The sequence below is a fragment of the Paenibacillus faecis genome (assembly GCF_008084145.1).
GTDB classification, from domain to species: Bacteria; Bacillota; Bacilli; order Paenibacillales; family Paenibacillaceae; genus Fontibacillus; species Fontibacillus faecis.
Map to the genome: position 1 here is coordinate 37744 of NZ_VSDO01000007.1, position 24410 is coordinate 62153.

The window sequence follows — 24410 nt, forward strand, 5'->3', positions numbered from 1 at the left end:
GGGTGGCAACTAACATGCCAACAATTAACCAACTCGTCCGTAAAGGACGTCAAGACAAAGTGTACAAATCGAAATCGCCAGCATTGCAAAGAGGTTTCAACGCCCTGAAGCGTGAAGCGACGGATTTGAGCTCTCCGCAAAAACGCGGTGTCTGCACTCGTGTAGGTACTATGACTCCTAAGAAACCGAACTCCGCACTTCGTAAATATGCCCGTGTTCGCTTGACGAACCGCGTAGAGGTGACGGCTTACATTCCTGGGATCGGTCACAACCTGCAAGAGCACAGTGTGGTGTTGATTCGCGGCGGCCGGGTTAAGGACCTTCCGGGTGTACGTTATCATATCGTACGCGGAGCCTTGGACACAGCTGGTGTGAACAACCGCATGCAAGCTCGTTCGAAATACGGCGCTAAGCGTCCAAAAGCAAAAAAATCCTAAGTTGACCGCAAGGTGACTTATTGAACCACTAGGTTTGGATTAATACTGAAAGGGGGATAACTATGCCACGCAAAGGTCCAGTTACAAAGAGAGACGTGTTGCCAGATCCGGTGTATAACAGCAAACTCGTTACTCGTCTGATCAACCGCATCATGCTCGACGGTAAACGCGGCGTTGCTCAAAGCATTCTGTACAACGCGTTCAACATCATCCAAGAACGTACGGGGAATGACCCGATGGAAGTGTTCGAAGCGGCGCTGAAGAACATCATGCCTGTATTGGAAGTTAAGGCTCGCCGTGTCGGTGGTGCCAACTACCAAGTGCCTATCGAAGTTAAACCGGAAAGACGTACATCCTTGGGATTACGTTGGCTCGTAAACTACTCCCGCAACCGCGGCGAGAAGACGATGGAAGAACGTTTGGCTGCGGAGATCATCGACGCATCGAACAACACAGGCGCTTCCGTGAAGAAACGCGAAGATACGCACAAAATGGCCGAAGCGAACAAAGCGTTCGCACACTACCGCTGGTAGGATCCGGTTTATTCTAATAAACTTCTATTTTGAAGGGAGACAGATTCATGGCAAGAGAGTTCTCCTTGAAAAATACACGTAATATCGGGATCATGGCGCATATTGACGCCGGTAAAACGACCACGACGGAACGTATCTTGTTCTACACAGGCCGTACGCACAAAATCGGGGAAGTTCACGAAGGTGCTGCTACGATGGACTGGATGGAACAGGAGCAAGAGCGCGGTATCACGATTACGTCCGCTGCTACGACCGCTCAATGGAAGGGCCACCGCGTTAATATCATCGATACCCCGGGGCACGTTGACTTCACCGTTGAAGTTGAACGCTCCCTGCGTGTATTGGACGGGGCAGTAGGCGTTTTCAGTGCGAAAGAAGGCGTTGAGCCACAATCTGAAACCGTTTGGAGACAGGCTGACCGTTACGGCGTTCCTCGGATCGCTTATGTTAACAAAATGGATATCATCGGTGCGGACTACCTGAACGTTGTCAATGACATGCGCGATCGTCTGCAAGCGAACGCAGTTGCCATCCAACTGCCGATCGGTGCGGAAAGTGATTTTGTCGGCATTATCGACATCATCGCCCAAAAAGCGTACATGTACAAAGACGACTTGGGTCAAAACATCGAAGAAGCCGAAATTCCAGCCGATTTGGCTGATAAGGTTGAAGAACTGCGTGCTGAACTGATTGAGAAGGTTGCCGAGCTGGACGAAGATTTGACGATGAAATACCTCGAGGGCGAGGAAATCACCGTTGAAGAACTGAAAGCCGCACTGCGCAAAGGCGTTTGCGAAGTTAAGATCTTCCCTGTCGTTTGCGGTTCCTCTTACCGTAACAAAGGGATTCAGCTGATGCTGGATGCCGTCATCGATTACCTGCCTGCGCCGGTCGACGTACCTTCCATCCAAGGTCACTTGGAAGACGGTACCGAAGTGGAACGCCACTCTTCCGACGAAGAGCCGTTCGCAGCGCTTGCATTTAAAATCATGACGGACCCTTATGTTGGTAAACTGACGTTCTTCCGCGTATACTCCGGTATTTTGCAATCCGGTTCTTACGTATTGAACGCAACGAAAGGCAAACGCGAACGGATCGGCCGTATCCTGCAAATGCACGCCAACAGCCGTCAAGAAATCACTGAAGTTTACTCCGGTGATATCGCGGCAGCCGTCGGTTTGAAAGATACGGGCACAGGTGATACACTGTGTGATGAGAAGGCACCGGTTATTCTTGAATCGATGAACTTCCCTGAACCGGTTATCGAAATCGCGGTTGAGCCTAAAACCAAAGCCGACCAAGATAAGATGAGTGTCGCTCTCGGTAAATTGACCGAGGAAGACCCGACGCTTCGTGCTTCGACTAATGAAGAGACTGGCCAAACGATCCTTGCGGGTATGGGTGAGCTTCACCTCGATATCATCATCGACCGGATGCGCCGTGAATTCAAGGTTGAGACGAATGTTGGTAAACCTCAAGTTGCTTATCGCGAAACATTCAAGGCGCCTGCTCGCGTTGAAGGTAAATTCGTTCGTCAGTCCGGTGGTCGTGGTCAATACGGTCACGTCTGGGTTGAGTTCGAACCTTTGGAACCGGGTAGCGGCAACCAGTTCGAAAGCAAGATCGTCGGCGGTTCCGTACCGAGAGAATACATTGCTCCAGCTCAGCAAGGTATTGAAGAAGCCATGAAAAATGGTGTCCTTGCAGGCTTCCCATTGGTAGACGTTAAGGCGACCATCGTCGACGGTTCCTACCATGATGTTGACTCCAGTGAAATGGCGTTTAAGATCGCTGGTTCCATGGCCCTTAAAGCGGCTAAGGAAAAATGTCAACCGGTTCTGCTTGAGCCGATCATGAAAGTCGAAGTAACGGTTCCTGAAGAGTACATGGGCGACGTTATGGGTATGCTGAACTCCCGCCGTGGACGGATCGAAGGTATGGATTCCCGTGGCGGAGCGCAAATTATCCGTGCAAAAGTGCCTCTCTCCGAAATGTTCGGTTACTCGACAACCCTTCGTTCCGGTACGCAAGGACGCGGCGTGTTCTCGATGGAAATCTCTCACTATGAAGAAGTTCCAAGAACGATCGCTGAAGAAATCGTGTCCAAACATAAGGGCGGAGAGTAAATTCAGTATCTGCTAGCCGGGGTCTCCTGCAGCCCGTAAGGGGGAAGGATTCCCTGGTTAGTCCAACATAACAATCCATATTTTAAGGAGGAAATGTTTAAAATGGCAAAGGCTAAATACGAACGTACAAAACCGCACGTTAACATCGGTACAATCGGTCACGTTGACCATGGTAAAACAACTCTGACTGCAGCCATCACGACTGTATTGTCCAAAACATATGGCGGTGCTGCCGTAGCATTCGACCAAATCGACAAAGCACCAGAAGAGCGCGAGCGCGGTATCACGATCTCGACGGCACACGTTGAGTATGAAACAAACAACCGTCACTATGCACACGTTGACTGCCCAGGGCACGCCGACTATGTTAAAAACATGATCACCGGCGCGGCTCAAATGGACGGCGCAATCCTGGTTGTATCCGCAGCTGACGGCCCAATGCCGCAAACTCGCGAACACATCCTGTTGTCCCGTAACGTAGGCGTACCTTACATCGTTGTATTCTTGAACAAATGCGACATGGTTGAAGACGAAGAGCTCATCGAATTGGTTGAAATGGAAGTGCGTGACCTGCTCAACGAATATGAGTTCCCAGGCGACGACACTCCGATCATTCGCGGTTCCGCTCGTGAAGCCCTCAACAACCCTGACGGCGACTGGGCTAAGAAAATCGTTGAAATGTTCGAAATCATCGACGAGTACATTCCGCTTCCAGAGCGTCCAGTGGACAAACCGTTCCTGATGCCTGTCGAGGACGTGTTCTCGATCACAGGTCGTGGTACGGTTGCTACAGGCCGTGTAGAACGCGGTACTGTTAAAGTCGGCGACGAGATCGAAATCGTGGGTATCCGCGAAGAAACTAAGAAATCCGTTGTTACGGGCGTTGAAATGTTCCGTAAATTGCTGGATTCCGCTGAAGCGGGCGACAACATCGGTGCATTGCTCCGTGGTGTAGACCGTAAAGAAATCGAGCGCGGTCAAGTATTGGCTAAGCCAGCTTCCGTTAATCCGCATACTGAGTTCTCCGCTCAAGTATACGTATTGACTAAAGAAGAAGGTGGACGTCATAAGCCTTTCTTCTCCGGCTACCGTCCTCAATTCTATTTCCGTACAACTGACGTAACAGGTATCATCAACCTGCCAGAAGGTACTGAAATGGTTATGCCTGGCGACAACATCGAAGTTACTGTACAACTGATCAGCCCAATCGCGATCGAAGAAGGAACTCGCTTCTCCATCCGTGAAGGCGGCCGTACCGTTGGTTCCGGCGCAGTTGTTACCATCAGCAAATAATAAAGCACTTGCTGCTTGGAGATCCGTCCTTTAGGGCGGATCTTTTTTATATGTGATATAGAGGGAATGAGCATTCCTTGAAGTGACCCCACACCGTAAATCGACCTCCTTTTAAAGGAAAGAAAATTCAGAATAATTCTTTATAGTTTATGCTTGCAATGCGCCGGGCTTTTCTATATAATAATGAATGTTGTTCTGTGACGTTGCGATGATGTGAGAGGTTACTGACACACCCGGCCCCTTTGCCATGGGAGGGCGGTCAGAAAATTTTCACGGAGTATGTCCGATACCAAATTGGGCGATAGAAGGAGGGACTAAAATGGCAAAGCAAAAAATTCGTATTCGTTTGAAAGCTTACGACCACAGAATTCTTGATCAATCCGCAGAGAAGATCGTTGAAACGGCAAAACGTTCGGGTGCCGGTGTTTCCGGGCCGATTCCGCTGCCGACTGAAAAACAAGTGATTACTATTCTCCGTGCGGTACACAAGTACAAGGATTCCCGGGAACAATTCGAACAACGGACGCACAAACGTCTGATCGACATTGTGAACCCGACTCCACAAACTGTGGATGCCTTGATGCGCTTGGACCTGCCGTCCGGTGTAGATATCGAAATCAAATTGTAATTCCAATTAAGCGTTGAAATAGGAAAGGAAAAGAGGTGTCAACATGAAAGGTATCTTAGGGAAAAAGCTTGGAATGACTCAAGTGTTTACTCCGGAAGGGAATGTTATTCCCGTAACGGTTATTGAGGCTAGCGGTAATGTTGTTTTGCAGAAGAAAGATCTGGAGAATGACGGTTATGAAGCGATTCAAATCGGTTACTCCGATAAAAAGGAATCCAGATCCAACAAGCCTGAAGCAGGTCATGCGAAAAAGGCAAACACAACGCCTAAGCGCTACGTTCGCGAAATTCGCGGTGTTGATCTGGCAGGATACGAAGTTGGCCAAGAGGTCAAAGTCGATATTTTTGCAGAGGGCGAATTTGTTGACGTAACTGGTATTTCGAAGGGTAAAGGGTTCCAAGGCGTTATCAAACGCTGGGGACAAAGCCGCGGCCCTATGGCTCACGGTTCCCGTTATCATCGTAGACCAGGTTCCATGGGTTCGATTCAAGCGAACCGCGTTCCTAAAGGCAAACGCCTTCCAGGGCACATGGGTAGCGAAACCGTTACGATCCAGAACCTTGAAGTGGTTCGCGTGGATGCTGAACGCAATGTTCTGCTCGTTAAAGGTTCGATCCCGGGTCCTAAAAACAGCTTTGTAAAAATCAAACAAACGGTGAAGAAATAATCGAACGAAGAAAGGAGGAACAACAAATGCCAAAAGTAGCACTTTTTAATGTCAGTGGTAGCCAGGTGGGCGAAGTTGAGCTGAATGACGCGGTATTCGGTATCGAGCCGAACGTTCATGTTCTTCATGATGCAGTAGTTATGCAGCGTGCTTCCCTGCGTGCGGGTACTCATAAAGTAAAAGGACGTTCTGAAGTTCGTGGCGGCGGCCGTAAGCCTTGGAAACAAAAAGGTACAGGTCGTGCTCGTCAAGGCTCCATCCGTTCTCCGCAATGGGTAGGCGGCGGTACGGTATTCGGACCGACTCCGCGCAGTTATTCTTTCAAATTGCCGAAGAAAGTACGTCGTTTGGCGATCAAATCGGCTCTTTCCTCGAAAGTGATCGATCAGGATATCATCGTACTTGATGCTTTGAGCCTGAACGCTCCTAAGACCAAAGAGTTCGCGGCGATTCTGAACAACCTGAAAGTGGATCGCAAAGCTCTCGTTGTGGCACCAGCTTACGACGACAATGTGGCGCTTTCCGCTCGCAACATTCCAGGCGTGAAGTTCGTAGCAGCTGACGGCATTAATGTTCTTGACGTGCTGACGCACGACAAACTGATCATTACGAAAGAAGCAGTTCAGAAGGTAGAGGAGGTGCTCGCGTAATGAAAGATCCTCGTGATATTATCAAGCGTCCGGTGATTACGGAACGTACGGCTGGATACATGGAAGACCTGAAATATGTGTTTGAAGTGGATATCCGCGCCAACAAAACCGAAATCAAGAAAGCTATTGAAGCGATCTTTAATGTAAAAGTGAGCAATGTGAATACCCTGCGTGTTCCTGCTAAGCCGAAACGTTACGGACGCCACTTCGGATATACTCCGGAATGGAAGAAAGCGTTCGTTACTTTGGCGGAAGGCAGCAAGCCGCTTGAGTTTTTTGAATCGGTATAAAATCGTCTAAAGTAAGGAGGGAAATCTAGTGCCTATCAAAAAGTATAAACCGACATCTCCGGCAAGACGCGGCATGTCCGTGTCGACGTTCGAAGAAATCACTACGGATAAACCGGAAAAATCGTTGTTGGCTCCGCTGAGCAAAACGGCCGGCCGCAACAACCAAGGTAAAATTACGGTTCGTCACCATGGTGGTGGACATAAACGTAAATACCGCATCATCGACTTCAAACGGAACAAGGATGGAATTCCAGGCCGCGTTGCTACGATCGAGTATGACCCGAACCGGACTTCCAACATCGCCTTGATCCACTATGCCGACGGTGAGAAACGCTACATTCTGGCTCCTAAAGGTCTGAAAGTAGGCGACGTGATCGAATCCGGCGTGGGCTCCGACATCAAAATCGGTAACGCTATGCCGCTCGAGAACATCCCGGTAGGTACCGTTATCCACAACATTGAGCTGAAGCCTGGCAAAGGCGGACAATTGGTTCGCGCCGCCGGTACCGAAGCGCAATTGCTGGGTAAAGAAGAGAAGTATGTAACGATCCGCCTGTCCTCTGGCGAAGTTCGTAAGGTTCTGAAGGTTTGCCGCGCTACTATCGGCGCTGTAGGCAACGGAGACCACGAGCTTGTGAAAATCGGTAAAGCGGGCCGCAGCCGCTGGTTGGGACAACGTCCTGAAGTGCGCGGTGTCGTCATGAACCCGAACGATCACCCTCACGGTGGTGGTGAAGGTCGCGCTCCGATCGGTCGTAAATCGCCATTGTCTCCTTGGGGCAAACCGACCCTGGGTTACAAGACGCGTAAGAAGGGCAAAGCTTCTGATAAATATATCGTTCGCCGCCGCACGAAGTAATCCGCGTTTAGCGGATCACTTCACGGTCGTGAATGTCATAAGGAAACAAGCAGCGTAACGAAGGGAGGATAAACAAATGAGTCGCAGTCTGAAAAAAGGTCCATTTATTGATGGTTACCTTCTCAAGAAAGTGGAAGAAGTGAACGCTTCGAACAAGAAAGTCGTGATCAAAACTTGGTCCCGTCGTTCCACAATCTTCCCGCAATTCATTGGCCACACGTTCGGTGTATACGACGGCCGCAAGCATGTTCCGGTTTATGTAACCGAGGATATGGTGGGACACAAATTGGGCGAATTCGCTCCAACCCGTACCTATAAAGGTCATACGGACGACGATAAGAAAACGAGACGTTAATCATAAGTTCTTCGTTTGAGAGGAGGTAACACACATGGAAGCTAAAGCACATGCAAGGTCTATCCGCATTGCCCCACGGAAAGCTCAACTGGTGGTTGACTTGATCCGCGGCAAGCAAGTTGGCGATGCTATCGCGATTCTCCGCCATACGCCAAAGGCGGCTTCCCCGATTGTGGAGAAGCTTTTGAACTCGGCGATCGCCAATGCTGAACACAACTATTCTATGGATGTAAATAAATTGGTTATTACGCAAGCTTACGTAAACCAAGGTCCGACAATGAAACGTTTCCGCCCTCGCGCAATGGGACGTGCAAGCCGGATCAACAAACGCACCAGCCACATCACTTTGGTGGTATCCGAAAAATAAGGAGGGAAAACGTGTGGGCCAAAAGGTAAATCCGGTCGGACTACGAGTAGGGATTATCCGTGATTGGGAATCCAAATGGTACGCAGGCAAAGATTTCGGCGATCTTTTGCTGGAAGACGTAAAAATTCGTGAACACCTGAAGAACAAACTGAAAGACTCCGCGGTATCTCGCATTGAAATCGAGAGAGCGGCTAATCGCGTGAACGTAACGATCCACACTGCGAAACCAGGTATGGTTATCGGTAAAGGTGGTTCGGAGGTTGAAAACCTGCGGGGCGAAATTACGAAAATCGCAGGCGGCAAAAAAGTTCACATCAACATTTCTGAAATCAAACACCCTGATCTTGACGCGATTCTTGTCGCAGAAAGCATTGCACAACAATTGGAACGTCGCGTTTCTTTCCGTCGTGCACTGAAACAAGCGATTCAAAGAACGATGCGTTCGGGAGCGAAAGGGATTAAAACAGCAGTTAGCGGCCGTCTTGGCGGTGCTGAAATTGCTCGTTCGGAAGGCTACAGTGAAGGAACTGTTCCACTTCATACGCTCCGCGCCGACATCGACTACGGTACGGCAGAAGCGCATACGACTTATGGCCGCATCGGCGTAAAAGTATGGATCTATCGTGGAGAGGTTCTTCCTACGGCTAAGAAACAACAAGCTGCTCAGGAAGGAGGCAACTAATCATGTTGGTACCAAAACGTGTAAAACACCGCAAGCAACAACGCGGTAATATGAGAGGCCAAGCAAAAGGCGGCACTGAACTCAACTTCGGTGAATACGGCCTTCAGGCTCTGGAGCCGACTTGGATCACGAACCGTCAAATCGAAGCGGCGCGTATTGCAATGACGCGTTACATCAAGCGTGGCGGTAAAGTATGGATTAAGATTTTCCCTGACAAACCGATTACTCAAAAGCCTCTTGAAGTCCGGATGGGTAGCGGTAAAGGTAACGTAGAAAAATGGGTCGCAGTTGTGAAGCCTGGCAAAATCATGTTTGAGCTTGCCGGTGTTTCGGAGGAAATCGCGCGTGAAGCTATGCGTCTCGCCGCCCACAAACTGCCGATCAAAACGAAGTTTGTGAAACGTGAAGAATTGGGTGGTGAAGCAAATGAAAGCTAATGAACTTCGCAACTTAACCACTGCTGAAATCGAACAAAAAGTCGCAGGTTTTAAAGAAGAACTTTTTAACCTTCGTTTTCAATTGGCTACGGGCCAGCTCGATAACCCGACTCGGATTCGTGACGTGCGTAAGGAAATAGCTCGTGCTAAAACCGTATTACGTGAAAGAGAACTCGGGATCACCAGTTAAGAATGCGCATAGCGTATGCGAAGCGCCTAAGTCCAGGAAGGAGGCTAACCATGAGCGAAGAACGCAATAGCCGTAAAGTGCAAATTGGTAAAGTCGTCAGCGACAAAATGGATAAAACCATCGTTGTAGCTGTGGAAACTTACAAGAAGCATGACTTGTACCACAAGCGCATTAAATACACGAAGAAATTTAAAGCGCATGATGAAAATAACACTGCGAAAATCGGTGACACTGTTAAGATCGCTGAGACTCGTCCGTTGTCGAAAGACAAACGTTGGAGACTGGTCGAAGTTGTTGAAAAAGCGGTTATTATCTGATAGCAGGATAGCTTAGACCGAAAGGAGGACATATCCATGATTCAACCATTTACACGTTTGCAAGTTGCGGATAACTCCGGCGCGAAGGAATTGATGTGTATCCGTGTTCTGGGCGGTACCGGTCGTCGTACGGCGCAAATCGGCGATTTGATCGTTTGTTCTGTAAAACAAGCAACACCAGGCGGCGTTGTCAAAAAGGGTGACGTTGTCAGAGCGGTTGTTGTTCGTACAAAACGTTCCGTACGCCGTAAAGACGGTTCTTACATCGCTTTCGACGAAAACGCAGCGGTTGTAGTTAAGGAAGACAAGAGCCCGCGCGGTACTCGTATTTTCGGACCAGTCGCTCGCGAACTTCGCGACAGAGACTTCATGAAGATCGTTTCCTTGGCTCCGGAAGTCATCTAATCAACACCCCAAAAAGTGAAGCTTCAGGCTGGAAGCTGACTCCGAATACTTTTCGGGGACCCCGATTAACAGGAGGTGTAAAGAATGCCTAGATTGAAAAAAGTTCTGGAATCCCATAACAATAAATTGCACGTGAAAAAGGACGATACGGTCATCGTGATCTCCGGTAAGGACAAAGGTAAGAAAGGCCGCGTTATCGCCGCTTACCCTCGTGAAAACCGCGTGTTGGTGGAAGGCGTGAACATGGTGAAGAAACACCAAAAGCCGAACCAACTGAACCCGCAAGGCGGCATTATCGAGAAAGAAGCTCCGATTCACGTATCGAACGTCATGCATGTTGATCCGAAGAGCGGAAAAGTAACCCGTATCGGTTACAAAGTATTGGACAACGGCAAAAAGGTTCGTGTTGCAAAGAGATCCGGAGAAGTAATCGACTAATCCACGAATGTTAAGAAAGGAGGTCCATGATTCATGGCAGCAAGATTGAAAGAACGCTTTTTGAACGAAGTAACACCTGCTTTGATTCAAAAATTCAACTATACAACAGTTATGCAAGTGCCTAAAATCGAGAAGGTCGTTATCAACATGGGTGTGGGTGACGCCGTAGCCAACTCGAAGGTGCTGGATTCTGCGGTAAACGACATGCAGCTGATCGCCGGACAAAAACCGGTTATCACTCGCGCGAAGAAGTCGATCGCAGGCTTCAAACTCCGTGAGAACATGCCGATCGGTGTGAAGGTAACCCTTCGCGGCGAGCGCATGTACTATTTCCTCGACAAGCTGTTCAACGTTACGCTTCCGCGTGTCCGTGACTTCCACGGGGTATCGACGAAAGCGTTCGACGGACGCGGTAACTACACGCTCGGTCTCAAGGAACAATTGATCTTCCCTGAAATCGAGTACGATAAAGTTGACAAGGTACGCGGTATGGACATCGTTATCGTAACGACGGCAAAAACCGACGAAGAGTCCCGCGAACTGCTGGCCGGACTCGGAATGCCTTTTGCGAAGTAAGCATTGTTTCTATTCTCCGAAACTATCTAGGAGGTGTCAGGCTAAGTGGCAAAAACTTCGATGAAAGTTAAACAGCAACGCACTCCGAAATTCAAAGTACGGGCTTACACCCGTTGCGAGCGTTGCGGTCGTCCACATTCGGTATTGCAAAAGTACAAAATTTGCAGAATTTGTTTCCGTGAATTAGCTTATAAAGGCCAGATTCCTGGCGTGAAAAAAGCAAGCTGGTAATCCATCAACAACGGGAAGGAGGTTTACACGTATGACTATGTCAGATCCAATTGCAGATATGCTTACTCGTATTCGTAACGCGAACACGGTTCGCCACGAAACAGTAGAACTGCCTGCGTCCTCGATCAAGAAACAAATCGCTGAAATCCTGAAGCGTGAAGGTTTCATCCGTGACGCAGAATATATCGAAGATAACAAACAAGGGCTCATTCGTATTTTCCTGAAATACGGCCCGAACAACGAACGCGTCATCTCCGGACTTAAGAGAATCAGTAAGCCAGGCCTTCGCGTTTACACGAAGAGCAACGAAGTTCCTCGTGTTCTCGGCGGACTGGGTATCGCGATTATCTCCACTTCCAAGGGAGTCATGACCGACAAGGAAGCTCGTCAGGCGAAAGCCGGCGGCGAAGTTGTCTGCTACGTTTGGTAATTAACGTCACAAAACAAGGAGGTGCAGCAAATGTCTCGTATTGGTCGCAAACCAATTACAGTACCAAGTGGTGTGGATGTCACACTTGATAATAGCGTCATTACGGTAAAAGGACCGAAAGGTACTTTGACCCGTGAACTTCATAAGGACATCAAGGTTTCGGTTGAAGACAACCAAATCCTCGTGGAACGTCCTTCTGACAACAAATTGCATCGTTCCCTGCACGGCACGACCCGCAGTGTAGTGAGCAACATGGTGAGCGGAGTAACCGAAGGTTTCTCCAAATCCCTCGAACTGGTTGGCGTCGGTTACCGCGCAAGCAAATCCGGCGAGAAACTGGTTCTTAACGTGGGATACTCCCATCCGGTAGAAATCACTCCGGAACCGGGCATCGTATTTGAAGTTCCTACGAATACGAAGATCGTCGTAAGTGGGATCAACAAAGAGCGCGTAGGCGAATATGCTGCAAAAATTCGCTCCGTGCGCGAACCTGAGCCGTACAAAGGCAAAGGGATTAAGTACGAAGGCGAACGCATCATTCGTAAGGAAGGTAAAGCCGGTAAGAAGAAATAAACCTCTTCTTAGCGGACCCATCCTTTTGGCGTCTTGATTGGAACGGCTTGTGAAGGTAAACCGAAGGGAGTGAAATGGAAGTCATGATTACTAAAGGCGATAAGAACAAAGCCCGTCTGAAAAGACATTTGCGTGTACGGAAAAAAATCCAAGGAACGGCTGAACGTCCAAGACTTAACGTATACCGTTCTTCCAAACATATCTACGCTCAACTGATCGACGATGTAGCAGGTGTGACCATCGCATCCGCTTCGACGATCGACAAAGAGCTGAGCAGTGAAATCGGCAACGGCGGTAACGTAGAATCCGCTCGTAAGGTTGGCGAATTGATCGCAAAACGCGCTCAAGGCAAAGGCGTTAAGAACGTAGTATTCGACCGCGGGGGATATCTGTACCATGGACGGATTCAGGCACTGGCTGACGCAGCCCGTGAAGCAGGCCTGGAATTCTAAAATATTTTAAAAGGAGGTTAACGACTTGCGTGTAGATCCGAACACTTTAGAACTGACTGAAAGAGTTGTAAACATTAACCGCGTAGCTAAAGTAGTTAAAGGCGGACGCCGTTTTAGCTTCAGCGCGCTCGTGGTTGTCGGCGACGGCAATGGCTGGGTTGGCGCCGGTATCGGTAAAGCAGGCGAAGTTCCTGATGCGATCCGCAAAGGAATTGAAGATGCTAAGAAAAATCTTGTGCATGTTCCACTCGTAGGAACGTCGATCCCTCACCAAGTAGTTGGTCATTTCGGTGCTGGCCGTGTGCTTCTGAAACCGGCATCCGAAGGTACCGGGGTTATCGCTGGCGGTCCTGTTCGTGCGGTACTCGAACTGGCAGGCGTTGGCGACATTTTGACAAAATCTTTAGGTTCTTCGAATTCCATCAACATGGTCAACGCGACTCTGGAGGGCTTGTCCCGTCTGAAACGCGCTGAGGATGTTGCGAAATTACGCGGTAAATCCGTCGAAGAACTTCTCGGTTAAGGAGGGAATCTCATGGCTAAACTGCAAATTACCCTCGTGCGTAGTTTGATCGGTCGTCCGGAGAACCAACGTACTACCGTGAAAACTTTGGGACTTCGCAAAATTAACCAATCCGTGGTTCACAACGACAATCCGGCCATCCGTGGCATGGTGAATCAAGTAAGCCACCTGGTTTCGGTTCAAGAAATCGCGGAATAATTCCAAGCACAAGCTGCGAAACGTCGCTTTGAGTCGATCAAGATAATCCGTCTATCGGATTATCGAGATGCTCAAATGCCAACAATATATAAGGAGGTGCAACGAACGATGAAGTTACATGAGCTCTCCCCAGCTCCAGGATCCCGCCAAGAGCGTAAGCGTGTGGGCCGCGGTACTGGTAGCGGTATGGGTAAAACATCTACGCGTGGTCACAAAGGTCAAAACGCTCGTTCCGGCGGTGGTGTGCGTCCGGGCTTCGAAGGCGGTCAAAACCCGTTGTATCGTCGCTTGCCAAAACGCGGATTTACAAATCCTACGCGGAAAGAGTACGCGATCGTGAACATCGAGGAACTGAACAGCTTTGCAGCGGGTACGGAAGTAACTCCTGAACTGTTGTTTGAACAAGGAATCGTGAAGAACGCGAAAAGCGGAATCAAGGTTCTGGGTAACGGTGAAGTTACTGTCAAACTGACAGTTAAAGCGAATAAGTTCTCTCAATCTGCGGTAGAGAAAATCGAGGCTGCCGGCGGTAAAACCGAGGTGATCTAATGTTTAAAACCATGAAGAACATTTGGCACGTTCAGGACCTGCGCAACCGAATTCTCTTCACCTTGTTCGTTTTCATTATTTTCCGGATCGGATCTTTCGTTCCGGTTCCGGGCGTTAACGCTTCGGTTTTTGAAAACATGAACGGTGCAGGGAGCGAATTGTTCGGGCTCTTGAACACTTTCTCGGGCGGCGCTCTTCATAACTTCTCGATTTTTGCGCTCGGGATTATGCCGTACATCACGGCGTCCATTATCGTTCAGCTGCTCTCCATGGACGTTATTCCGAAGTTTGCGGAATGGGCGAAACAAGGGGAACACGGCAAGAAGAAAATGGCCCAGGTTACCCGTTACGGTACGGTCATCCTGGCGATCATTCAAGCCTTCGCGACATCGATCGGCTTCAACCGGATGTATAATGTCGAAATGGTGCCTAACGCCACTTTCGCCGATTATCTGGTCATTGCTATCGTGTTGACGGCCGGTACGTCGTTCTTGATGTGGCTTGGTGAGCAAATCACCGAGAAGGGGATCGGCAACGGGATCTCGCTCATTATCTTTGCGGGGATCGTTGCAGGGATTCCGGGTCATATTCAATCGATTGCCCAGTCGGAGTTTATCGTGGAAGGCCAAACCTTCATGAACGTGGTGAAGTCGATTGCGATCGTGCTCGTTTTCGTGTTGATCGTAATTGGGGTTATCTACATCCAGCAGGCGATCCGGAAAATTCCGGTTCAATATGCCAAACGGGTGGTAGGTAACAAAATGTACGGTGGCCAGAACACTCACATTCCGCTGAAGATTAACGCAGCGGGCGTGATTCCGGTTATCTTTGCGGTATCGCTCCTCCAGTTCCCGGTCGTGATCGCCAGCTTCTGGGCGACGCAGCCTTGGGCTCGCTGGATCAGCAGTAACTTGTCCCACGACCGTCCACTCGGTATGGTGCTTTATGTGATTATGATCATCGGCTTTACGTTCTTCTATACATTCGTACAGATGAACCCGCAGCAGATGGCGGATAACATGAAGAAAAACGGGGGATACATTCCGGGGATTCGCCCGGGGAAAACAACCGCCACGTATCTCACTCGGGTGCTCACCCGTTTGACGATGACGGGAGCGATCTTCCTTGCGGCTATCTCGATTCTTCCGGTAGGCCTTGGCGCTTTGGCTAATTTGCCGCGTACCGTTCAAATCGGCGGCACCTCGATCCTCATCGTGATCGGCGTTGCGCTGGATACGATGAAGACGATCGAAAGCCAATTGATCAAACGCCACTATAAAGGTTTTATCAATAAGTAAGCGATAGGTTCCAGGGACGAGCTCGCAAGTAGAACTCACCTGGCGCCTATTGTTCTGTTTTTGCAGTTCAGTGAGTCTTGGAGGGAGTGATAGACATGAACATTCTATTCATGGGACCTCCTGGAGCAGGAAAAGGAACACAAGCAGAGGTCATCGTCAATGAATTCGGCATTCCACACATCTCCACCGGTGATGCGTTCCGCCTTGCGATCAAACAGCAAACGCCTGTAGGGATCAAGGCGAAGGAATACATGGATCAAGGGCTTCTGGTGCCTGATGATGTTACGGTCGGTATCGTTCGCGAGCGTCTTCAGCAGTCCGATTGCGAAAAAGGTTTCTTATTGGACGGATTTCCAAGAACCCTTTCGCAAGCGGAAGCGCTGGAAGAACTGCTCGGCGGATTAGGTAGAAAACTGGATCATGTCATCAACCTGAAGGTGGACCGTAACAAACTGCTGGCGCGTCTTACGGGACGTCGCATTTGCAAATCTTGCGGATCCACTTATCATGTGATCTTTAATCCTCCTGTTCAGGAAGGTGTTTGTGATAAGTGCGGCGGCGAGCTGTACCAGCGTTCCGACGATAACGAAGAGAGCGTGGGAACTCGACTCGACGAATATATCAACAAAACGGCACCTCTCCTCACGTTCTATGAAGATAAGGGCCTGCTGCGTCAAGTAGATGGTGAACAGGAAATTGGAACGGTTTCGAAAGAAATCGTATCTATACTGCGAGGTTAGGTGTAATGATCATTTGTAAATCCGAAACGGAACTGGGCTTTATGAGAGAAGCAGGGCGGATCGTAGCGGAAACGCACAGGCTCATGGCGCAATCGATCGAGCCTGGGATTACGACCGGAGAACTCGATCAAATCGCCGACAAGTTCATTCGCAGTCAAGGCGCTGTGCCGTCTTTTAAAGGTTATAACGGTTTTCCTTACAGCATTTGCGCTTCGGTCAACGAAGAATTGGTACATGGATTTCCCGGCAAACGCAAATTGAATGAGGGCGACATCATCACACTTGACATCGGCGCTGAGTACCGGGGATATCACGGAGATTCGGCTTGGACCTATCCGGTCGGTACGATTTCGGAGGAAGCCCAGCGGCTTCTGGAAGTCACCGAAGGATCGCTGTATGCCGGTCTTGCGCTCGTCAAACCGGATGTACGCTTGTATACCATTTCGCATGCGATCCAGCAGCATATTGAAAATGCCGGTTTCTCGGTAGTTCGGGAGTATGTCGGTCACGGCATCGGCTCCGAGCTGCACGAAGAACCGCAAATTCCTAACTACGGCACCCCGGACCGCGGGCCGCGGCTGAAGCCTGGCATGGTCCTGGCCATCGAGCCGATGGTCAACGCCGGCAAGCGGTACGTTAGAACGCTGGAAGATGATTGGACGGTCGTTACAGTGGACGGTTCATTGTGTGCTCATTTTGAGCATACCGTTGCGGTAACCTCGGATGGTCTGGAAATTTTCACAAAACTGGATGCGTAGGTGATGGCAGTGAAACAGCTTCCGGAACCTCAAATCGGGCAAATCGTGAAAACGTTGAAGGGAAGAGACGCCGGATCCGCTTATGTCATCGTCGGGATCGTGGATGAGAGATTCGTCCTGATCGCGGATGGGGACAAACGAAAGTTTGACCAGCCTAAGCGGAAAAATGTACAGCATCTTGAACTTCAATCGATGATCAGCAGCGAGGTCATTCATAGTTTGCAGGAAAGCGGACGGGTCACCAACGGGAAATTGCGGCATGCCGTGAACGTTTATATGGAATCCGCCAAACCGAATGCTGAAGAGAAAGGAGAATGACAGTGGCCAAAGAAGATGTCATTGAAGTCGAAGGTACGGTGATCGAACCGTTGCCGAACGCTACTTTTCGAGTAGAGCTGGAGAACGGACATCAAATTCTCGCTCACGTTTCCGGGAAGCTGCGCATGCACTTTATCCGGATTCTGACGGGAGACAAAGTGGTAGTACAATTGTCCCCTTATGACCTTACTAAAGGTCGTATTACGTATCGTAAATAGATTCCAATACCAATTGGAACAAATATGTGTTATGATATTCAGGTTGAGTAATCGATGAGTTGAGAAATTCGTTTTACATCTGTAAAACTTAGTTCATAGTTCATCCTTGCAAGAGAGTTTTGCTTCGCAAAGCTGGGCATATGCTCTCGAAGTCAGTTTTACATCCGTAAAACTTAGTTTATCCTTACGAAGAGAGTTTTGCTTCGCAAAACTTAGCAAATGCTCTCGAAGTCAGTTTTACATTCGTAAAACTTTTAGGAGGTAATCAACATGAAGGTAAGACCTTCTGTAAAGCCCATTTGCGAAAAATGCAAAGTCATTCGTCGCAAAGGCAATGTCATGGTGATTTGCGAAAATCCGAAGCACAAACAAAAACAAGGTTAAAGAAGGGGGTGTAGCGTAAAATGGCACGTATAGCTGGTGTGGATTTGCCACGTGATAAACGCGTTGAGATCGCCTTAACTTACATTTTCGGAATCGGTAAAACGACTTCTCAGAAAATCCTGGCTGAAACAGGCATCAATCCGGACACTCGTGTTCGTGATTTGACGGAAGATGAGGTTAGCAAACTACGCGAAACGATCGACAAGACGGTCAAGGTGGAAGGTGACCTGCGTCGTGAAATTTCCTTGAATATTAAACGTTTGATTGAAATCGGCTGCTACCGTGGTGTGCGTCATCGTCGCGGATTGCCGGTTCGCGGACAACGTACTAAGACGAATGCCCGTACTCGTAAGGGTCCTCGTCGTACTGTAGCGAACAAGAAGAAATAAGAAGGGGGGATAACAGACAATGGCTAAACCAAAAAAAGTCGTACGTACGAAACGTCGTGACCGTAAGAACATTGAATCTGGTGTGGCACATATCCGCTCCACCTTCAACAACACGATCGTTACAATTACGGATCCGCACGGTAACGCAATTTCCTGGGCCAGCTCCGGCGGTCTTGGTTTCAAAGGTTCCCGTAAATCCACTCCGTTCGCCGCTCAAATGGCTGCGGAATCCGCTGCGAAAGCGGCTATGGAACATGGCATGAAGAGCGTCGAAGTTATGGTTAAAGGTCCTGGAGCCGGTCGTGAAGCCGCTATCCGCTCCTTGCAAGCTGCAGGCCTGGAAGTAAACATGATTAAAGACGTGACTCCAATTCCTCATAACGGATGCCGTCCTCCGAAACGTCGTCGTGTATAATGAAGTTTCCTTTTGTGTGGTATAACAACATCATCGTTTGGTAACAATGGTTGTTTAGGCATACTACATGATAGACTTCAGTAAACATGACGGTTTTTCAAGGAACGACGTTTTGAAGGAGGGGTAATTTCGTGATAGAAATCGAAAAGCCGAAAATCGAGACCGTAGAAGTTAACGATGAAGGCACCTATGGGAAATTTGTAGTAGAACCACTTGAGCGTGGATATGGCACCACACTGGGCAACTCGCTTCGCCGGATTTTGCTCTCTTCTCTGCCGGGTGCTGCGGTAACCTCGGTCCAAATCGATGGTGTTCTGCATGAATTCGCGACGATTCCGGGGGTTATGGAGGACGTCACGGAAATCATTCTGAACCTGAAGGCTCTCTCGCTGAAAATTCACTCCGATGAAGAGAAGATTCTCGAAATCGATGCTGAAGGCGAAGGGGTCATCACAGCAGGAGATATCCGTGCGGACAGCGATGTCGAAATATTGAATCCGGATCTGCATATCGCAACGCTGGAACCGGGTTCGAGACTTCACATGCGCATCTATGCCGGCCGTGGTCGTGGTTATGTTCAGGCAGATCGGAACAAACGAGATGATCAACCGATTGGTGTCATTCCCGTCGATTCGATCTATACCCCGATTGCTCGCGTCAATTACGTTGTAGAGAATACACGTGTTGGCCAAGTGACCAATTACGACAAGCTTACGCTTGAAGTATGGACCGATGGCAGCATTAGACCTGAAGAAGCGGTAAGCCTCGGTGCGAAGATTCTGACCGAGCATCTCTTCCTCTTCGTGGGACTCACGGATGAAGCGAAGGACGCCGAAATCATGGTCGAGAAGGAAGAAGACAAGAAAGAGAAAGTGCTTGAAATGACGATTGAAGAGCTCGATCTTTCCGTCCGCTCCTATAACTGCCTCAAACGTGCCGGTATCAATACGGTACAAGAGCTCACAACCAAGACCGAAGAAGATATGATGAAGGTCCGGAATCTCGGGCGTAAATCTTTGGAGGAAGTTCAAGAGAAACTTGAGGAACTTGGTTTGGGTCTACGTACGGAAGAATAGACTGCTTAATCGTTCTAGCGAAGGAGGGAAAACTCATGGCATACCAAAAGTTGGGCCGCGATTCCAGTGCGCGTAAAGCTTTGTTCCGTGACCTGGTAACCGACCTGTTCTTATACGAGCGCATCCAAACGACTGAGGCCAAAGCGAAAGAAGTTCGTTCGATCGCCGAGAAGCTGATCACTAAAGCAAAACGCGGTGATCTGCATGCCCGTCGTCAAGTGGCTGCTTATGTTCGTCGCGAATCGATCGACGGCGAGCAAGACGCAATCCAAAAACTGTTCTCGGAGCTGGCTACGCGCTATTCCGAGCGTCCAGGCGGATACACCCGTATCCTGAAACTGGGACCACGCCGCGGCGACTCCGCCCCTATGGTTTATCTGGAACTGGTAGACCGGGCGTAATTCGGGGATATCCCCAACCACAGTTAAACTCTCTGAGACTCGCCGTATATGGCTTGGCTGCGGAGAGTTTTTCTATGCCCGTGAGGTATTCCAAAGAAGGGGGTTGCCGCATGCGCAATCTGCTGATGACGCTAAGTTATGACGGTACCCACTATTTTGGCTTTCAGACCCAGCCTGGCGGAAATACCGTGCAGGATCATCTGGAGGAAGCCATTCGCCATTTGACGGGGGAAGACGTGAAGATCCACGGCTCCGGCAGAACGGATGCAGGCGTACATGCCCGGGCCCAAACCTTTCATTTTACGACGGCTTCGCAAATTCCGGTGGAGCGCTGGCGCCATGCCCTGAACGGACGACTCCCCTCCGATATCCGCATTACGTCGGCGGTGGAGGTGCCTCTGTCGTTTCACTCCCGGCGGTCCGCAAAACGAAAAACATACCGGTACAGCATCAACGGCAACCGGGTGTTCGATGTGTTCAACCGCCAATACCAGCTTCATCATCCGGGGCCTTTGGATGTGGTGGCCATGCGGGAAGGGTTGAAATACCTGGTGGGGACGCATGACTTTACCTCATTCGCTTCCAGGCACTCGACCAAGCAGAGCCATGTGAGAACGATCTATGAAGCCCGGATCGAGGTGGACCACGGCCTTGATGGTGCCGGCACCCATGAGCAGGGGATACTTCATATCTACCTGACGGGTAACGGTTTTTTGCAGCATATGGTGCGAATCATCGTAGGAACTTTGCTTCAGGTAGGGGAAGGGAAGCGGAAGCCGGAGGAGATGAAGAGCATTCTGGAGGCAAGGGATCGGGCCGCGGCGGGGCCGACGGCGGAGAGTAAAGGGCTCATGCTCTGGAGTGTAGAGTATGAGGACTTGGCGGAGGCTCCCGATTCTGCGGCGAAATCTTAAATTTTAACGAAACTCCTAAACTTCTCATACGTAACAATACGAAAGCGGAATGCTACAGCATCTATATAAGTTGAACTAAAGAATTAGCAATAGGCAAGAGTGTAAAATGATTCTGGAGAAGCTACAAGCTTTCTGAAAGAAAGCTGGCATCGGAAGCATAAGCTACAGCTCGCCTTTGTGATCGGATTTCAACCTTTATAAATATTTAATTAGAAATTTGGGAGCAACAGCGATCGGAAGAACATTTCACACGGTTGCCCCACATGCAAATCAATAGTTCAATTTATATAGCAAATAAAATTATAGAACCTTAGGAGGGCTTTTACCCAATGAAGTGTCCTGTATGTCATGACGTGCGTATGAGAGAAGTAGAAAAAGACGGAGTTCTGATCGATGTATGTCCCGATTGCAAAGGCGTGTGGCTGGATCGCGGCGAATTGGAGAAGCTGATGAATGAGGTGCGGCAAATCCGCCCCGCTTTTAACGAATGGTATGAGCGTCATGACCGGGAACCTTCCTATGAGCGGAGGGAGAAGGAGACCCGGTATGCGGATCCGAACTACGATCACCGGCCTTCCTCGAAGCCCGATCCTAGATCGCCGCAACCAGGCTATCACCAGGGGTATCCGCAAGGGCATTATAAGCACAAGAAGAAGAAATCGGTCCTGGACGTGTTCGGAGATCTGTTCGATTAAAATGGAGTGTTTTTTGCAAGAAAAAGACTTGCGCAACCAGGCCTCATCCTGTAAAATAAAAGTTGTGTTTTCTTAACGGCTATCCCACAGCCCCCAGTTAGGAAAACCGCATAGCAGTAACATAAGAATGAACAAACATGTATATAACGACGATGAAACATAAATGGCAGAAAGCGGTCTTGGTACCCGAAGAGCCAGATCGTTTTATGCATTGACGAACCATTTCGAACGATAATGAAGGAGGATCTTTTAAATGCGTACCACCTATATGGCGAAGCCAAGCGAAGTAGAGCGCAACTGGCACATTGTTGATGCCGAAGGCAAAACGTTGGGCCGTTTGGCAAGCGAAGTAGCTGCACTGATCCGCGGCAAGCACAAACCACAATTCACTCCACATGTTGACGGCGGCGACTTCGTCGTAGTCATCAATGCCGAGAAGATTGCTCTGACCGGTAAGAAAATGGAGAACAAGAAGTACTATCGTCACTCCCTGCATCCAGGCGGTTTGAAAGTGACAGTTGCCAAGGATCTTTTGAACTCGAAGCCTGAACGTGTAATTGAGTCGGCTGTACATGGCATGCTGCCTAAAACTCGCCAAGGCGAGAAAATGAAGCTGAGACTGAAAGTCTATGCCGGCACGGAGCATCCACATGCAGCACAAAAACCTGAAGTTTACGAACTTCGCGGATAATTAAAAGGGAGGACAGTTTCATGGCACAAGTACAATACTATGGGACAGGTCGTCGTAAACATTCGGTAGCTCGTGTTCGCCTTGTACCGGGTGAAGGACGCATTGTCATTAATAAACGCGATATCAATGAATATTTCGGTTTGGAAACCCTCAAACTGATCGTTAAACAACCTTTGAGTTTGACGGAAACGCTCGGCAGCTATGACGTTATCGTCATCGCTCACGGTGGCGGCATCTCCGGTCAAGCCGGCGCCATCCGTCACGGGATCGCTCGCGCTCTGCTGAAAGCAGACCCAGAGTTCCGTGGTTCGTTGAAGAAAGCAGGATTCCTGACTCGTGACCCACGGATGAAAGAACGTAAGAAATACGGTCTCAAAGCCGCTCGTCGCGCGCCACAATTCTCGAAACGTTAATATTGCAACGAAAGCCTTCGGCCTATATTGGGCCGGAGGCTTTTTTGTCTAAGAAAACACTATTACCCATCAGACAACCTTGATCACATAAAATTCCTGCGATTCTGCAGGAATTTTTGACGAAATCGGCTTGTTTCTCTAAAATCACTAGAAATACCTGTAGATTTACATTTTTTTTCGCATCCGCTCAGGAATCGGCCTAAATACCTGCAGATTTGCATCTTTTTAGAGTTGGATGGGTTGGAAGGACGGTAGGCACTTTGATTTTCGTAAGCTAAATATGATTTAACGAATCCTCGTTTTCTCCTACCACGATGTCTGATGAGACACAAATTCGACCGGGGGTCAGGAAAGCTTATAGCTATGAGTAAAAATCCTTTGGCCCACCACCCTTTTCCCCAGCCAGCAAAAATGTAATTCGGCTTTAGATACAAAACACATTGTCTGGGGCCTGCTCCCAAAACGTGAGGCAAGTGAGACACCTTCAGGAGAATGTAACCATCTCAAAAGATTTGGTAACTGTCCTGGAGGTTTTTTTTCGGGAGCATGGCCCGCATAAGAACACATATGGATTATAGAGTAAAGGCGTTATTAGATATCACGAGACAAACGTCTAGATAATATTATGCCAATATAAAAACAGATCAGGTCATATTATTACGGGTTGACTTCTCGGGAGAAACCCCTATACTAAAAAATATAATTCAAATCTGTTTAGTAGGTATTATCTCTGGTTCATATGACGAACGTCTTTTACTATTATGCTTTTTATAAATGGAGGGGCGAGTAAAGATGAATTTGCTTGAAAAAGAAGCACTGATCACTACGAAGGCGGAGGAGCTGGAATCGGCAACTCCCCAGGAAGTGATCGCTTGGGCGGTTGAAACGTTTCCGAACATTACTTTTGCCTGTAGTTTCGGTGCTGAGGATGTCGTGATTGTCGATATGTTACAGAAAATCAGTCCGTCTACGGATGTGTTTTATTTGGATACGGACTTCCATTTTAAAGAGACGTATGAAACTCGCGATGCGATGGCCGAGCGCTACAATTTGGACTTTGTTCGGGTTTCGCCCGAAATAACGCCGGAGGAACAGGCGGAGCGGTATGGCGAGGAGCTGTGGAAATCCGATCCGAACGCTTGCTGTAATATCCGTAAGGTAGAGCCGCTGACCAGAATACTTTCGCAATATGATGCCTGGATCACCGGGATCCGCCGGGATCAGGCTCCTACGCGCGCCAACGCCAAAAAGATCGAATACGACGTCAAATTCGGCCTTGTCAAATTTAATCCGCTGGCCAGTTGGACCAGTGAAGACGTATGGAACTATATACGGGAAAATGATGTGCTATACAACCCGCTGCATGACCGGAACTATCCGAGTATCGGATGCGAACATTGCACCCGTCAGGTGATGCCGGGCGAGGATCCGCGGGCAGGACGTTGGGCGGGTTCGGAAAAGACGGAGTGCGGACTGCATAAATAATTCAGCACA

40 protein-coding genes are annotated in these 24410 nt (G+C 49.1%); all 40 read left to right on the forward strand.

Features of this window, described 5'->3' with window-relative positions; all coding sequences use genetic code 11:
* Positions 1-14: 14 nt before the first annotated feature.
* The 40 genes from rpsL (at position 15) to FRY98_RS28265 (ending at position 24401) form a co-directional block, all read left to right on the forward strand.
* Positions 15-437 (forward strand): 30S ribosomal protein S12, encoded by a 423-nt coding sequence (rpsL, locus tag FRY98_RS28070; protein ID WP_018753998.1) that lies wholly within the window; start codon positions 15-17, stop codon positions 435-437.
* A 62-nt stretch (positions 438-499) separates the two neighbouring features.
* Entirely contained in the window at positions 500-970 is a 471-nt protein-coding gene (gene rpsG / locus FRY98_RS28075; RefSeq protein WP_148458027.1) for a 30S ribosomal protein S7, read from the forward strand.
* A 47-nt stretch (positions 971-1017) separates the two neighbouring features.
* Positions 1018-3096 (forward strand): elongation factor G, encoded by a 2079-nt coding sequence (gene fusA / locus FRY98_RS28080; protein ID WP_148458028.1) that lies wholly within the window; start codon positions 1018-1020, stop codon positions 3094-3096.
* A 102-nt stretch (positions 3097-3198) separates the two neighbouring features.
* Complete coding sequence (tuf, locus tag FRY98_RS28085) at positions 3199-4389, forward strand: elongation factor Tu (protein WP_148458029.1); 1191 nt, start codon at positions 3199-3201, stop codon at positions 4387-4389.
* A 319-nt stretch (positions 4390-4708) separates the two neighbouring features.
* Positions 4709-5017 (forward strand): 30S ribosomal protein S10, encoded by a 309-nt coding sequence (rpsJ, locus tag FRY98_RS28090; RefSeq protein WP_009226637.1) that lies wholly within the window; start codon positions 4709-4711, stop codon positions 5015-5017.
* Between the two features lie 43 nt (positions 5018-5060).
* The gene (gene rplC, locus FRY98_RS28095) at positions 5061-5684 is read left to right on the forward strand and encodes a 50S ribosomal protein L3 (protein ID WP_148458030.1); all 624 of its coding nucleotides are present in this window, start codon (positions 5061-5063) and stop codon (positions 5682-5684) included.
* Positions 5685-5710: 26 nt separating this feature from the next.
* Positions 5711-6334 (forward strand): 50S ribosomal protein L4, encoded by a 624-nt coding sequence (rplD, locus tag FRY98_RS28100; RefSeq protein ID WP_148458031.1) that lies wholly within the window; start codon positions 5711-5713, stop codon positions 6332-6334.
* Positions 6334-6624: a 50S ribosomal protein L23 gene (gene rplW, locus FRY98_RS28105; RefSeq protein WP_148458032.1), complete on the forward strand. Its 291-nt coding sequence runs from the start codon at positions 6334-6336 to the stop codon at positions 6622-6624. Before rplD ends, rplW begins: the two co-directional genes overlap by 1 nt.
* A 28-nt stretch (positions 6625-6652) precedes the next feature.
* A complete protein-coding gene (rplB, locus tag FRY98_RS28110) occupies positions 6653-7483 on the forward strand; it encodes a 50S ribosomal protein L2 (protein ID WP_148458033.1) in 831 nt (276 codons plus the stop codon).
* A 76-nt stretch (positions 7484-7559) separates the two neighbouring features.
* Positions 7560-7838: a 30S ribosomal protein S19 gene (rpsS, locus tag FRY98_RS28115; protein ID WP_044482519.1), complete on the forward strand. Its 279-nt coding sequence runs from the start codon at positions 7560-7562 to the stop codon at positions 7836-7838.
* 34 nt (positions 7839-7872) lie between these two features.
* Positions 7873-8205, forward strand: coding sequence for a 50S ribosomal protein L22 (gene rplV / locus FRY98_RS28120; RefSeq protein ID WP_009226643.1), 333 nt, complete (start codon positions 7873-7875; stop codon positions 8203-8205).
* A gap of 13 nt (positions 8206-8218) precedes the next feature.
* Positions 8219-8887 carry a 30S ribosomal protein S3 gene (rpsC, locus tag FRY98_RS28125; protein WP_148458034.1) on the forward strand — a complete coding sequence of 223 codons (669 nt, stop codon included), beginning with the start codon at positions 8219-8221 and terminating at the stop codon, positions 8885-8887.
* Between the two features lie 2 nt (positions 8888-8889).
* The gene (rplP, locus tag FRY98_RS28130) at positions 8890-9324 is read left to right on the forward strand and encodes a 50S ribosomal protein L16 (RefSeq protein WP_059040326.1); all 435 of its coding nucleotides are present in this window, start codon (positions 8890-8892) and stop codon (positions 9322-9324) included.
* The gene (gene rpmC / locus FRY98_RS28135) at positions 9314-9514 is read left to right on the forward strand and encodes a 50S ribosomal protein L29 (protein WP_148458035.1); all 201 of its coding nucleotides are present in this window, start codon (positions 9314-9316) and stop codon (positions 9512-9514) included. Before rplP ends, rpmC begins: the two co-directional genes overlap by 11 nt.
* Positions 9515-9564: 50 nt before the next feature.
* The gene (gene rpsQ, locus FRY98_RS28140; protein WP_148458036.1) at positions 9565-9831 is read left to right on the forward strand and encodes a 30S ribosomal protein S17; all 267 of its coding nucleotides are present in this window, start codon (positions 9565-9567) and stop codon (positions 9829-9831) included.
* A 36-nt stretch (positions 9832-9867) separates the two neighbouring features.
* Positions 9868-10236 (forward strand): 50S ribosomal protein L14, encoded by a 369-nt coding sequence (rplN, locus tag FRY98_RS28145; protein ID WP_148458037.1) that lies wholly within the window; start codon positions 9868-9870, stop codon positions 10234-10236.
* Between the two features lie 84 nt (positions 10237-10320).
* Positions 10321-10674 carry a 50S ribosomal protein L24 gene (rplX, locus tag FRY98_RS28150; protein WP_211373384.1) on the forward strand — a complete coding sequence of 118 codons (354 nt, stop codon included), beginning with the start codon at positions 10321-10323 and terminating at the stop codon, positions 10672-10674.
* A 33-nt stretch (positions 10675-10707) separates the two neighbouring features.
* A complete protein-coding gene (rplE, locus tag FRY98_RS28155) occupies positions 10708-11250 on the forward strand; it encodes a 50S ribosomal protein L5 (RefSeq protein ID WP_148458038.1) in 543 nt (180 codons plus the stop codon).
* Positions 11251-11295: 45 nt separating this feature from the next.
* A complete protein-coding gene (locus FRY98_RS28160) occupies positions 11296-11481 on the forward strand; it encodes a type Z 30S ribosomal protein S14 (RefSeq protein ID WP_009226651.1) in 186 nt (61 codons plus the stop codon).
* Positions 11482-11512: 31 nt separating this feature from the next.
* Positions 11513-11911, forward strand: a complete 399-nt coding sequence (gene rpsH / locus FRY98_RS28165; RefSeq protein WP_148458039.1) for a 30S ribosomal protein S8 — start codon at positions 11513-11515, stop codon at positions 11909-11911.
* A gap of 30 nt (positions 11912-11941) precedes the next feature.
* On the forward strand, positions 11942-12484 hold the full coding sequence (gene rplF / locus FRY98_RS28170) for a 50S ribosomal protein L6 (protein ID WP_148458040.1): 543 nt from the start codon (positions 11942-11944) through the stop codon (positions 12482-12484).
* Between the two features lie 83 nt (positions 12485-12567).
* A complete protein-coding gene (rplR, locus tag FRY98_RS28175; RefSeq protein WP_148458041.1) occupies positions 12568-12936 on the forward strand; it encodes a 50S ribosomal protein L18 in 369 nt (122 codons plus the stop codon).
* A gap of 25 nt (positions 12937-12961) precedes the next feature.
* Positions 12962-13459: a 30S ribosomal protein S5 gene (gene rpsE, locus FRY98_RS28180; RefSeq protein WP_018753978.1), complete on the forward strand. Its 498-nt coding sequence runs from the start codon at positions 12962-12964 to the stop codon at positions 13457-13459.
* Between the two features lie 12 nt (positions 13460-13471).
* Positions 13472-13657 carry a 50S ribosomal protein L30 gene (rpmD, locus tag FRY98_RS28185; protein ID WP_148458042.1) on the forward strand — a complete coding sequence of 62 codons (186 nt, stop codon included), beginning with the start codon at positions 13472-13474 and terminating at the stop codon, positions 13655-13657.
* Positions 13658-13765: 108 nt separating this feature from the next.
* Positions 13766-14206 (forward strand): 50S ribosomal protein L15, encoded by a 441-nt coding sequence (rplO, locus tag FRY98_RS28190; RefSeq protein WP_148458043.1) that lies wholly within the window; start codon positions 13766-13768, stop codon positions 14204-14206.
* A complete protein-coding gene (gene secY / locus FRY98_RS28195; RefSeq protein WP_148458044.1) occupies positions 14206-15504 on the forward strand; it encodes a preprotein translocase subunit SecY in 1299 nt (432 codons plus the stop codon). The genes rplO and secY overlap by 1 nt, the downstream gene beginning before the upstream one ends.
* A gap of 95 nt (positions 15505-15599) precedes the next feature.
* A complete protein-coding gene (locus tag FRY98_RS28200) occupies positions 15600-16244 on the forward strand; it encodes an adenylate kinase (RefSeq protein WP_148458045.1) in 645 nt (214 codons plus the stop codon).
* 5 nt (positions 16245-16249) lie between these two features.
* Positions 16250-17002, forward strand: coding sequence for a type I methionyl aminopeptidase (map, locus tag FRY98_RS28205; protein WP_148458046.1), 753 nt, complete (start codon positions 16250-16252; stop codon positions 17000-17002).
* Positions 17003-17005: 3 nt separating this feature from the next.
* Positions 17006-17320, forward strand: a complete 315-nt coding sequence (locus tag FRY98_RS28210) for a KOW domain-containing RNA-binding protein (RefSeq protein ID WP_148458047.1) — start codon at positions 17006-17008, stop codon at positions 17318-17320.
* Between the two features lie 2 nt (positions 17321-17322).
* Positions 17323-17538: a translation initiation factor IF-1 gene (infA, locus tag FRY98_RS28215; protein ID WP_007132547.1), complete on the forward strand. Its 216-nt coding sequence runs from the start codon at positions 17323-17325 to the stop codon at positions 17536-17538.
* A 270-nt stretch (positions 17539-17808) separates the two neighbouring features.
* Positions 17809-17922, forward strand: coding sequence for a 50S ribosomal protein L36 (rpmJ, locus tag FRY98_RS28220; protein WP_003333770.1), 114 nt, complete (start codon positions 17809-17811; stop codon positions 17920-17922).
* Between the two features lie 20 nt (positions 17923-17942).
* Complete coding sequence (gene rpsM / locus FRY98_RS28225; RefSeq protein ID WP_148458048.1) at positions 17943-18311, forward strand: 30S ribosomal protein S13; 369 nt, start codon at positions 17943-17945, stop codon at positions 18309-18311.
* 19 nt (positions 18312-18330) lie between these two features.
* Positions 18331-18726, forward strand: coding sequence for a 30S ribosomal protein S11 (rpsK, locus tag FRY98_RS28230; RefSeq protein ID WP_018753969.1), 396 nt, complete (start codon positions 18331-18333; stop codon positions 18724-18726).
* Between the two features lie 131 nt (positions 18727-18857).
* On the forward strand, positions 18858-19802 hold the full coding sequence (locus FRY98_RS28235) for a DNA-directed RNA polymerase subunit alpha (RefSeq protein WP_148458049.1): 945 nt from the start codon (positions 18858-18860) through the stop codon (positions 19800-19802).
* Positions 19803-19837: 35 nt separating this feature from the next.
* Positions 19838-20203 (forward strand): 50S ribosomal protein L17, encoded by a 366-nt coding sequence (rplQ, locus tag FRY98_RS28240; protein WP_114498952.1) that lies wholly within the window; start codon positions 19838-19840, stop codon positions 20201-20203.
* A 110-nt stretch (positions 20204-20313) separates the two neighbouring features.
* Positions 20314-21117 carry a tRNA pseudouridine(38-40) synthase TruA gene (gene truA, locus FRY98_RS28245; RefSeq protein WP_148458050.1) on the forward strand — a complete coding sequence of 268 codons (804 nt, stop codon included), beginning with the start codon at positions 20314-20316 and terminating at the stop codon, positions 21115-21117.
* Between the two features lie 329 nt (positions 21118-21446).
* Positions 21447-21812, forward strand: a complete 366-nt coding sequence (locus tag FRY98_RS28250; protein ID WP_148458051.1) for a TFIIB-type zinc ribbon-containing protein — start codon at positions 21447-21449, stop codon at positions 21810-21812.
* Positions 21813-22065: 253 nt separating this feature from the next.
* Positions 22066-22503, forward strand: a complete 438-nt coding sequence (gene rplM / locus FRY98_RS28255) for a 50S ribosomal protein L13 (protein ID WP_148458052.1) — start codon at positions 22066-22068, stop codon at positions 22501-22503.
* A gap of 20 nt (positions 22504-22523) precedes the next feature.
* A complete protein-coding gene (rpsI, locus tag FRY98_RS28260) occupies positions 22524-22916 on the forward strand; it encodes a 30S ribosomal protein S9 (protein ID WP_148458053.1) in 393 nt (130 codons plus the stop codon).
* Between the two features lie 792 nt (positions 22917-23708).
* A complete protein-coding gene (locus FRY98_RS28265; protein ID WP_148458054.1) occupies positions 23709-24401 on the forward strand; it encodes a phosphoadenylyl-sulfate reductase in 693 nt (230 codons plus the stop codon).
* Positions 24402-24410 lie beyond the last annotated feature (9 nt).